The 10,476-nt window shown below is 35.2% G+C and carries 9 protein-coding genes and 3 tRNA genes; 6 read left to right on the top strand and 6 right to left on the bottom strand.

Annotated features, from left to right (window positions below):
• Window positions 1–109 precede the first annotated feature (109 nt).
• The 4 genes from OLM51_RS09870 to OLM51_RS09855 form a co-directional block, all read right to left on the bottom strand.
• Window positions 110–316: a GIY-YIG nuclease family protein gene (locus OLM51_RS09870; RefSeq protein ID WP_264554283.1), complete on the bottom strand. Its 207-nt coding sequence runs from the start codon at window positions 314–316 to the stop codon at window positions 110–112.
• Between the two features lie 101 nt (window positions 317–417).
• A tRNA-Arg gene (locus OLM51_RS09865) sits at window positions 418–491 on the bottom strand.
• Window positions 492–525: 34 nt separating this feature from the next.
• Window positions 526–600, bottom strand: a tRNA-Pro gene (locus tag OLM51_RS09860).
• A 14-nt stretch (window positions 601–614) separates the two neighbouring features.
• Window positions 615–698: transfer RNA gene (locus OLM51_RS09855), tRNA-Ser, on the bottom strand.
• Window positions 699–937: 239 nt separating this feature from the next.
• On the opposite strand from OLM51_RS09855, the gene OLM51_RS09850 reads away from it, so the two are divergent.
• Together OLM51_RS09850 and OLM51_RS09845 are read left to right on the top strand one after the other, a co-directional pair.
• On the top strand, window positions 938–2,116 hold the full coding sequence (locus OLM51_RS09850; RefSeq protein WP_264554145.1) for an acetyl-CoA C-acyltransferase: 1,179 nt from the start codon (window positions 938–940) through the stop codon (window positions 2,114–2,116).
• Window positions 2,117–2,187: 71 nt separating this feature from the next.
• The gene (locus tag OLM51_RS09845) at window positions 2,188–2,949 is read left to right on the top strand and encodes a C40 family peptidase (protein ID WP_264554144.1); all 762 of its coding nucleotides are present in this window, start codon (window positions 2,188–2,190) and stop codon (window positions 2,947–2,949) included.
• Between the two features lie 86 nt (window positions 2,950–3,035).
• Here the strand turns inward: OLM51_RS09845 and OLM51_RS09840 are convergent, their stop codons facing one another.
• A complete protein-coding gene (locus OLM51_RS09840) occupies window positions 3,036–3,881 on the bottom strand; it encodes an AraC family transcriptional regulator (RefSeq protein ID WP_264554143.1) in 846 nt (281 codons plus the stop codon).
• Window positions 3,882–4,000: 119 nt separating this feature from the next.
• On the opposite strand from OLM51_RS09840, the gene OLM51_RS09835 reads away from it, so the two are divergent.
• The 4 genes from OLM51_RS09835 to OLM51_RS09820 all read left to right on the top strand — a co-directional run bounded on the left by OLM51_RS09835 (window position 4,001) and on the right by OLM51_RS09820 (window position 6,734).
• Entirely contained in the window at window positions 4,001–4,987 is a 987-nt protein-coding gene (locus OLM51_RS09835) for an aldo/keto reductase (protein ID WP_264554142.1), read from the top strand.
• Between the two features lie 252 nt (window positions 4,988–5,239).
• The gene (locus OLM51_RS09830) at window positions 5,240–5,845 is read left to right on the top strand and encodes an NAD(P)H-dependent oxidoreductase (RefSeq protein WP_264554141.1); all 606 of its coding nucleotides are present in this window, start codon (window positions 5,240–5,242) and stop codon (window positions 5,843–5,845) included.
• A 2-nt stretch (window positions 5,846–5,847) separates the two neighbouring features.
• Entirely contained in the window at window positions 5,848–6,126 is a 279-nt protein-coding gene (locus OLM51_RS09825) for a putative quinol monooxygenase (protein ID WP_264554140.1), read from the top strand.
• 131 nt (window positions 6,127–6,257) lie between these two features.
• Window positions 6,258–6,734 carry a DUF3291 domain-containing protein gene (locus tag OLM51_RS09820; RefSeq protein WP_264554139.1) on the top strand — a complete coding sequence of 159 codons (477 nt, stop codon included), beginning with the start codon at window positions 6,258–6,260 and terminating at the stop codon, window positions 6,732–6,734.
• Between the two features lie 62 nt (window positions 6,735–6,796).
• Here the strand turns inward: OLM51_RS09820 and OLM51_RS09815 are convergent, their stop codons facing one another.
• On the bottom strand, window positions 6,797–10,474 hold the full coding sequence (locus tag OLM51_RS09815; RefSeq protein ID WP_264554138.1) for a PKD domain-containing protein: 3,678 nt from the start codon (window positions 10,472–10,474) through the stop codon (window positions 6,797–6,799).
• Window positions 10,475–10,476 lie beyond the last annotated feature (2 nt).

Raw genomic sequence — 10,476 nt, 5'->3', positions numbered from 1 at the left:
TATGTGATAAAAAAAAGCCACTCGATTGAGTCGCTTTTGTTCTGAACGCAGTAAGATTTCAAACCTTCGACCGTCCCGATTAAAAATCGGGATGCTCAATCCAGCTGAGCTACTTCTTCGATTCTTTTATTAACTTTTCAACTCGTATTCTACTTTTCCATTTTTTGACTTCCAATTCACGTTTATAAGCTAATGATTTGGTTTCAAATTCTTCAAAGTAAATTACAATCCAATCTTTCGTTTTTCCAGTAAAACCAAAATGGTTTGATAAATGTTTACGTAATCTTTCTTGTAAAGATTCAGATGTATGACCTATATAATATTGATCTAAAGATTGTGAGTATAAAATATAGAAAAAACTTATTTTACTTAAAATTTCGCCAAAACAAAAAAGCCACTCGATTGAGTGGCTTGTTGTGATCCCAGAAGGATTCGAACCTTCGACCTACGCATTAGAAGTGCGTTGCTCTATCCAGCTGAGCTATGGAACCAATAAGATTTTTATAAAAAAACTCTTAAAAAAAGTCGGGGTGGCAGGATTCGAACCTGCGGCCTCCTGCTCCCAAAGCAGGCGCGATAACCGGGCTACGCTACACCCCGAAGGCAAAATTAAGCGGAGAGACAGGGACTCGAACCCTGGCGACGGTTACCCGTCGACAGATTAGCAATCTGCTCCATTACCGCTCTGGCACCTCTCCTTGCTCAAGAAATTGCTTTCTGTTTTGCGAGTGCAAATGTAAGGCAACATTCCATATCTCACAACTATTTTCGTGCTTTTTTTTATCTTTTTTTAAACTTTTTTTTAAAACACTTCACAATCAAACAAATAGAAAAAATAAAATTTTCATTAAATTTTAAAATTTACTCGTTTCAACACAAAATTTGAATTTATTCAAATAAACAGTAAATTTGCTAGATTAACTATTATAAACAGAAAATGAACAAAAGAGTTGTTATCGTTTCTGCCGTTAGAACACCTATCGGAAGTTTCATGGGAGGTTTATCTACCGTACCCGCACCAAAATTAGGCGCTGCCGCTATAAAAGGAGCCCTTCAAAAAATTAACCTGGACCCAAAATTAGTTGATGAAGTTTTCATGGGCAACGTAATTCAGGCTGGAGTTGGACAAGCTCCTGCACGTCAGGCAGCGCTTTTTGCCGGTTTGTCTGAAGAAGTTGCTGCTACAACAGTAAACAAAGTTTGTGCTTCGGGAATGAAAGCAGTTATGTTTGCTGCGCAGGCAATTGCATGTGGAGACGCTGAAATTGTAGTTGCGGGCGGAATGGAAAGCATGAGCTTAATTCCTCATTACGTACAAATGCGTGCCGGAAACAAATTTGGTCCTGCAACTATGCTTGACGGAATGCAGAAAGATGGTTTGACAGATGCTTACGATAACAACGCAATGGGAGTTTGCGCTGATTTATGTGCAACTGAATACAACATCAGCCGTGAAGAACAGGATGCTTTCGCTATTCAGTCTTATGAAAGAAGTGCAAAAGCATGGGATGCCGGAAAATTTGATAATGAAGTGGTTCCTGTCGAAGTACCTCAAAGACGTGGTGAACCGGTTATATTTTCAAAAGATGAAGAATATACTAATGTAAAATTAGATAAGATTCCTTCTTTAGGTGCTGTTTTTACAAAAGACGGAACCGTTACTGCTGCAAATGCTTCTACTATCAATGACGGAGCCGCTGCATTAATTTTAATGTCTGAGGAAAAAGCTACAGCATTAGGTTTAAAACCTCTTGCATACATAAAAGGCTATGCCGATGCCGCACAAGAACCTAAATGGTTTACAACAAGTCCTGCAAAAGCGTTACCAAAAGCTTTGGACAAAGCCGGAATCTCAATTTCAGATGTTGATTATTTCGAATTTAACGAAGCTTTTTCTGTGGTTGGTTTAGCTAATTCAAAAATCTTAAAGCTTGATAACGACAAAGTAAACGTAAACGGTGGTGCAGTTTCTTTAGGACATCCGCTTGGTTGTTCAGGAGCCAGAATTATTGTAACTTTAATAAATGTTCTGGAGCAAAACAATGCAAAAACCGGAGCTGCTGCAATCTGTAATGGTGGTGGTGGTGCTTCTGCAATTGTTATTGAAAGAGCTTAAACAATATCATACAAAATTAGGAGTTATTGTTTTTTAATAACTCCTGATTTTCAACTAATAAATTACCTTAAATGTTCGGAATTTGCAATCTAGCCATAGTACCCGTTCGATCTGAACCAAGTGACAGAAGTGAAATCGTTACACAATTATTGTTTGGCGAACATATCGAAATTTTAGAGCGTCAGAATCAATGGGCGCGAATAAAAATTCAATTTGATGACTACGAAGGCTGGGTAGATTCTAAGCAATATCAGATAATTTCTGAGGCTCATTATAAGCAATTAAGCAACGAAGCGATCATACTAAACGCTGATTTAATTGATTATATCACAGCACCTGATAATTTATTACTTCCAATTCCATTAGGAGCTTCATTATCGTTTTTAAACAATAATGAAATCAATACTTCAAATTTTGATTTTGAAGGAACAAAAACCAGTGGCATTAAACCAAAAAGTGCTATTATAAGTACTGCATTCATGTATCTGAATGCCCCTTATTTATGGGGAGGAAAAACACCATTTGGCATTGATTGTTCCGGTTTTACACAAATGGTTTACAAACTAAATGGTTACAAAATTCACCGCGATGCTTCACAACAAGCCCTTGAAGGAGATTCTTTGAGTTTTATTGAAGAAAGTGAACCGGGAGATTTAGCCTTTTTTGATAACGACGAAGGAAACATTATTCACGTAGGCATCATAATGGAAAACAACTATATCATTCACGCAAGTGGAAAAGTACGTATTGACCGTCTAGACCATACAGGAATTTATAACCCGGAAATAAATAAACACACGCATAAACTACGTGTGATCAAAAAGATCATTTAAAAAACACAAATTGCACGAATTAACACAAATTAAAAATCTTTTTAATCAGTGTAATCAGTGGCAAAAAAAATAGTGTGAATTCGTGTTTATGCACTAATACGAATCGTCTTTCTAAATTCTGAAGGACTATTTCCTTTCTGTTTCTTAAAGAATTTATTGAAGTGACTTTCATCGGTAAAACCAAATTCATACGCAATTTCGTTGATTCTCTTATCACTGAATTGCAAACGATGCTCGATCAGTTTCGTTTTATAATTGCTGATATATTGCTGCATGGTTTCATCTGCATGCTTTTTAAAATAACGTCCTAAATACGTGTTCGAAATTCCGAAATAATCACTTATAGACTCTGCCTTAATCTTTTCGGGATAATAAATATTCGTTTGAATATACTGCAAAATATCCATCGCTTTAGCTTCAGTTCCCACATTTACCTGTTCCGGTAAATACTTCGCAATATTTCTGGCAACGATAATAATCAACGTATTAACCAATTGCTGAATCAATTCCTGATTGTAAACATCTTTATCATTATGCTCTCGGCAAATCGCTTCAATCATTACTTTAACCAAACATTTATCAGCATCATTTTTTAAAATACAGCCCGGCTGATGATTGGCATTTTGCAAAATATACTCCAATCGTTGAATGTTTTCATTTTGAAGACTTGAATTCTTCAAATAAATATCATTAAACCTCAAAAAGAAAAATTTCGTTTTCGTTTCGATCGTAAAATTATGACAATCCTCAGGTGTCAATAAAAACATATGTCCAGCATCATATTCGAAAATATTTTTATTAATACACTGCCTTCCTGTTCCACTCAAAATATAAACCAATTCAAAGAAATTATGACGATCTCCAACATCCGGATATTCATCTAAAGTTTCAAAGGAAACAGTAAACGGTTCGTATAAATTTTCTTTTTTCATGAGACTCTAAATTATTTGAAGTTGCAAATTTACATAAAAAAGACAAATATATACAAGTTAACACTCTTAAAAATGGTATAATTTTGCCAAGTGAAATTTAAGATTCAAAATACAACATTATGGAATATAGAAAATTAGGCAATTCGGAATTAGAATTATCAACAATAACTTACGGCGCATTTGCCATTGGCGGAAACATGTGGGGCGGAAACGAAAAGAAAGATTCAATCGATTCAGTTCGCGCTTCTATTGATCACGGGGTAACCACAATAGACACTGCACCTTTCTACGGATTTGGTTTAAGTGAAGAAATGATTGGCGAAGCGATAAAATCTTACGATCGCTCAAAAATACAATTGTTAACCAAGTTTGGTTTAGTTTGGGATGGAAGCAACAACGGAAAAGGTGATTTCTTTTTTGATGCTGATGATAATGGTAAAAAAATGCCCATTTATAAATACTCATCAAAAAGCAATGTTATAAAAGAAGTTGAAGAAAGTTTAAAACGTCTTAAAACCGATTATATCGACTTATTACAAATTCACTGGCCAGACAGTACAACGCCAATTTCTGAAACTATGGAAGCCGTTGAAACATTGGTGCAGCAAGGAAAAATCAGAGCGTTCGGAGTAAGCAATTATAACATTTCTCAAATTCAGGAAGCACAAAAAAACATTCAGTTAGCTTCAAATCAGGTTGCTTATAGCATGCTAAACCGTAAAATTGAAGAAGATTTAATACCGCTTACAATTGCAGAAAACATTGGAATTATAGCTTACAGCCCAATGGAAAGAGGTTTACTAACCGGAAAATATTTTACAGACAGTAAGTTAAAAGAAAACGATCATCGTAATGGTTATTTTGGTCAGTTTGATCTTAAAAAAGTTAAAACTTTGGTTGAAGAATTAAGCTCACTGGCAAATGCAAAACACATTTCAATTTCGCAATTGGTTTTACGCTGGACTACTTTACAAAAAGGAATTTCGATAGTTTTAGCCGGAGCAAGAAATGCAGAGCAAGCAATTTCAAATGCCAAAACAATGGATTTCGATTTATCAGCTTCAGAATTGGAATTTATTAATCAGGCAATTTCGAAATTAAAATAATTTCCTTAACACATAGAAACATAGTTATATGTGAGAAACCAGTTTCTTTCAATCCCCTTTTTCAAGAAAGAAAAATCTATGTTTCTATGTGTTTAAAAAAAATCTCAAAACTTAAATAATTTAGAATTTGGGCGTGTTTCGCCGCGGCGAACCGGGCTATCCGCTAAATCTTTTACTTTTTAAAGAAAAAAGTAAAAGGATATCGCTCCTATCCCTCACGCATCCATTTTCAAAAGAAACAATAATTTTAAAATGAAAAAGATATTTATAATCAACGGAGGACAAAAATTCGCACATTCAGGAGGACAATTCAATCAAACCGTTCAGGACTGGACAATTGAATTCTTTTCTAAAAACAACAACTACGAAATAAAAACAACACATATCGAAAACGAAATCGACCTTCAGGAAGAAGTAGAAAAATTCGTTTGGGCCGATTTAATTATTTATCACACGCCAGTTTGGTGGTTTCAAATCCCGAATCTTTTCAAAAAATATATCGATGATGTTTTTACACAAGGGCATAACAACGGGATTTACAAAAGTGACGGAAGAAGCCGCGTAAATCCGGATATCAATTACGGAACCGGAGGACTTTTACATGGACGCAAATACATGCTCACAACAAGCTGGAATGCTCCAAAAACAGCATTTACGCTTCCGGGAGAATTCTTTGATGAAACTTCTGTTGATGATGGCGTTATGTTTGGTTTTCATAAAATGAACAAATTCACTGGAATGGAAAAAGTAAACGGATTTCATTTTCATGATGTCGAAAAAGGTGCAACACCAGAAAATATTATTATCTTTAAGAAAGATTATACCAAACATTTAGAAGAAACCTTTAAAACTTTATAATCATGATATCGATCACTGCCATCATTAAAAGTAAAAAAGAAAACATTCAACAGCTTCAGACTTTACTGAACGATCTGGTTACCGAAACCAGAAAAGAAAGCGCCTGTGTACGTTATGATCTTCACCACTCAGATAACGTTTTTATTATTTGGGAAGAATGGAAAGATCAAGCCGGTTTAGATCTTCATAACAATCAATCACATTTACAGGATTTTATCGCCAAAAGTGAAAATTTTGTCTCTGCTCCTATACAGGTTTACAAGACATCTCAGGTTTTATAAGTTCTTTTTAGCCACGAATTCACGAATTATTCAATTATTTTGCGGTTAGATTTTAAAAATAAAATTCGTGAATTCGTGGCTATAAAATCATCCATAAAAACACTAAATTACAGTTCTTTACCTATTTAAACATGAGTAACTATCATCTCGCTGAAATTAATATTGCCAGAATGAAAGGAGTCGACATCAACGATCCTATCATGAAAGAATTTGTAGATAATTTAACGTTTATTAATACTTTAGCCGAAAACAGCTCGGGTTTTATCTGGAGATTAAAAGATGACAGTTATAATGCAACAAAACTGAATCCTTACAATGATGAACAAATTATCATCAATGTATCGGTTTGGGAAAATATTGAAACTTTGGAGCACTATATGTACAAAACCTTTCACAGCGAATTTTTAAAACGTCGTAAAGAATGGTTTCTGAAATTCGGAAAGGCACATACTGCAATGTGGTGGATCCCAAAAGGGCATGTTCCAACTATGGAAGAAGCAGTCGAAAAATTAGACTATTTACAACAAAATGGTATTTCAGAAGTCGCTTTTGATTTTAAAAATATATTTCCTGCACCGAAATTAAAAAACGTTTCAGAAATAAAATAATACTCATAAAAAAAGAGACTGTATCTAAACTAAGATACAGTCTCTTTTACATTATTCTAAAATTACTTCTTTATAATTTTCTGATTATAAGTTTTCTTTCCTGATGAAGTTACATTAAGAAAATATACTCCTTTTGCTTTTCCGGATAAATTAATGGCTTTATCCATATTATTTTCTCCTTTAAAAGTTTCAGTATAAATCATTTTCCCTGCAGCATTATGAACCGTAACCGTATAATCATCTACAGAAGCTGGTGTTAACAGGTAAAATATATTCTCAAACGGATTTGGATAAACCTGAACTCCTTCTAGATTAATTACTTTTTTCTGTTTTGTTACTGCTAAATTTGGTCCGTTATCAATTTTTAAATTATCAAACCAAATTCGGGTTCCATATCCTGACGTATTTTTAATTTTTACCAAAACATTCTTTTGATTTTTTACAATACTTAAATCAATTTTTTCAGTCCTCCAGTCAGAATTCTGAGTCGGAATCCAATCGTTGGTTTCGTTGGCGCCAGTTGTTGCCGGATCATCCTGAATTGCTGGCGAAACAGTCTGTAATTGTATTTGATTTTTAGAATACACATTTGTCCATGTTACCCCACAATCTGAAGATACCAATATATCTATTTTATCCGGAGCAGGAGTTGGATCAAAAGCATTTAAATATTGTGTGTAAGCCAAATCAAAATACAAAAACGGAGTTGCAGAAGAAGAAAAATCCATCGCTTTTAAAATCAACTCGTCAATCTTGCCAGTAGGATTATCAGCATTATTGATTACCAGACAAGACAGATCTCCTTTACCTGCATCAGAACGTTTCTCCCACGCAATAGCATCTTTATCCGGATTAATAACTTCCCAATCCTGAATAGGGAAACTTCCTTCAAAATTTTCTAAAAAAGGAACACTATTTTTGCCTTTTACAACCACTACACCTGTTTTTTGCATAACAGATCCTGTTCCGTAAGAATTAGAAGCAGTCAAAGTTACATTATAAGTTCCTGGCGTGTTATATACTATCGCAGGCGTTTTGCTTGTCGAAGTAACTGGTATACCTCCCGGAAATGACCAGTTCCATGATGTTGGTTCTCCTGTAGAATTGTCTTTAAATGCAATTGGCAAGTCGCTGCAAACCCTGTCACTTTCTATTACAAATTCTGAAATTGGAGCTTCCTTACTATCAAAAGTAAACTTGATATTATCAATCCATATTCTTGATCCGTAACCTGAAGTGTTTTTAAATTTAAACAAGACATTTGACGATCCTTTAAATTTTGACAATAAGACTCTTTCAGTTCTCCAATGTGAATCTGTGCTCGGAACCCAATTATTTGGATCTGTACTTACAAATGTTTCCAATTGAGTGTGTGTCTTTAAATAAACACTTTCCCATGTCAATCCACAATCTTTTGACACGAGAATTTCAAGAACATCAGGACTTTCCGTATCAAATTTAGCGTAGGCAACATCAAAAGAAAAATCAGTTACTCCAACTGATAAATCAACAGGTTTTAGAATAATTTCGTCGACCTCTCCTACCTTATCATTATCGGCATTATTCATTATCATACAGGAAGAAGAATTGCGTCCGGCACCTGTACGTTTTTCCCACGTTAGTTTATTATCCGGGTTAATGATTTCCCACTCTGCAGGAGGAAATGAGTTCTCAAAGCCTTCTGTATAAGAAACTCTGTCTGGATCTACAATTGTTATATAATTATTTTTGGTAAGTGTTGTTCCTGCCCCATTTGCATTTGTGGTTGAAAGTGTTACTGCATAAGAACCCGGAGAAGCATAAGTTACTACTGGATTTTTATCTGTAGAACTAGACGGTATTCCACCCGGAAAAGACCAATTCCAAGAAGTAGGATTTCCTGTTGAAACGTCCAAAAATGGAGCTACAACACTCTTACATCGTGTACCTCTAATATTTGAAGCAAAATCAGAAACCGGAGTTGCAGCTTGCGTAATCGCAACATTCACATTGTCGATCCAAATTCTGGTTCCATAACCTGATACATTTGCAAAGCGAATAGAAACATTACTATTTCCCTGATAAGCACTAAGATCTACAACTTCTTTTCTCCAATTAGCATCAGTGGTAGGCACCCAATTATTTGCCAAAGCGGTTGGTACTTGTGTCGTCTGTAAAACAGTATGCGTTTTAGAATAAACATCGGTCCAGTTCAGTCCGCAATCTGTAGAAACCTGTACTTTTAAAACATCCGGACTTACATCATCAAATTTGGTATAAGCAACATCAAAATACAACTGACTATTTTGTCCCGCAGTCAAATCAAAATAAGGTAAACGAATGTAATCTAAAGCTCCCGATACAGCATTATCTGCATTATTCATAATCATACAAGAAGTATCATTATGCCCGGTCCCTTTTCGTTTTTCCCATGTTAATCCATTATCAGGATTTGTAATTTCCCATCCCAGAGGAGGAAAAGCACCAGTAAAACTTTCGACCAAATTTACCGTCGATTTTTGATCAACTTCAATATAATTTGCAACTTGTTTTGTGTTTGTTCCCAGAGAATTTGTCACCTCTAATGTCACCTTAAATTTCCCGGAAGTATTATAAACAACCGTCGGATTCAAATCTGTAGAAGTAGCCGGAGTACCTCCTTCAAATGTCCAAACACGGGAAACTGGTAATCCTAAAGAGCGATCCTTAAACACAATGGCTTTTCCGGAACATATAGATGTTGTACTGGCACTAAAATCAGCAACAGGAGAAGACTCCATTACTCCAACTGCAACAAGATTACTTTCCTGCCATAAAACTCCACGCGGATAATTTGCTACAGAAGTATCATCTAACCAATACGTCATTGCATTAGTCTGATCTTTGGTAAACATATTCTGGCAATCTGTATTGTAATCCATATGATTTTCTGCATTAGGATAAACTCCACAACTGTTTAATACGTTTCTGGCACAACCTTCGGCAACTTTTGTTGGAGGTGTATCAGCCATACCATCATTTACAGGATCACAATCATCCTGAAAAGTATGTTTTAGACCAAAATAATGACCAAACTCATGTGTCATTACTTTTGCAAAAGTAGCACTGGAGTGAGATCCACATGTACTTCCAATATATCTGTGATTATATGCTACACGCGGAATTGCATCCTGAATAGGCAAAAATGCATGTCCTGAACCAACAGATCCTTGTCCAGTATTTGGCTCATCGACCACTATAACATCAAGATAATACCTGTTGTTTTTTCCATACCATATATAGTCAAAAATTTTATTGTCATAACCATCTACAATATGTGCCTCCGGATGCCAGTCTAAACCGGCAATCTCTAATGGATTTCCATCGGGATCAACGGTGGCCAAAACAAACTGAATATTCAATTTACTTTTAACACCATTAAAACGCGGATCTGTTGTAGCATACTCCGGAAACAGGCCATTAAAATCTTTGTTAACCGTAAGTAATGCATCATCAATTCTACATTTCATTTGCTCTTTTGTAAAAGCATTGTTAACATTTGTTCCGTCAGCGAGAATATGAAATATTACCGGAATAATATAAGGAGCTGAATTCATTTTACTTGAACTCCCTTTTTTCCAGGTTTTAATTTTTGATAGCGATTTCACAAAAGCTGCTTCCTCCTTTTGCGATAACTGGGTTCCGCATCGCGTTGGGTTCTGTGCAAAGGCCACACAGAATTGAAGCAGAAAAACTGCAGTAAAAAAATAGTTTTTTTTCAAAA

It is taken from the genome of Flavobacterium sp. N2038 (assembly GCF_025947185.1).
Lineage (GTDB): Bacteria > Bacteroidota > Bacteroidia > Flavobacteriales > Flavobacteriaceae > Flavobacterium.
The sequence above is the reverse complement of the archived record's forward strand: the minus strand, read 5'-3'. Positions and strand labels throughout refer to the sequence as shown.

Excerpts from the sequence above, each read along its gene's own strand:
- OLM51_RS09850 (WP_264554145.1), top strand. The coding sequence starts at position 938 with ATGAACAAAAGAGTTGTTATCGTTTCTGCCGTTAGAACACCTATCGGA.
- OLM51_RS09845 (WP_264554144.1), top strand. The coding sequence starts at position 2,188 with ATGTTCGGAATTTGCAATCTAGCCATAGTACCCGTTCGATCTGAACCA.
- OLM51_RS09840 (WP_264554143.1), bottom strand. The coding sequence starts at position 3,881 with ATGAAAAAAGAAAATTTATACGAACCGTTTACTGTTTCCTTTGAAACT.
- OLM51_RS09835 (WP_264554142.1), top strand. The coding sequence starts at position 4,001 with ATGGAATATAGAAAATTAGGCAATTCGGAATTAGAATTATCAACAATA.
- OLM51_RS09830 (WP_264554141.1), top strand. The coding sequence starts at position 5,240 with ATGAAAAAGATATTTATAATCAACGGAGGACAAAAATTCGCACATTCA.
- OLM51_RS09825 (WP_264554140.1), top strand. The coding sequence starts at position 5,848 with ATGATATCGATCACTGCCATCATTAAAAGTAAAAAAGAAAACATTCAA.
- OLM51_RS09820 (WP_264554139.1), top strand. The coding sequence starts at position 6,258 with ATGAGTAACTATCATCTCGCTGAAATTAATATTGCCAGAATGAAAGGA.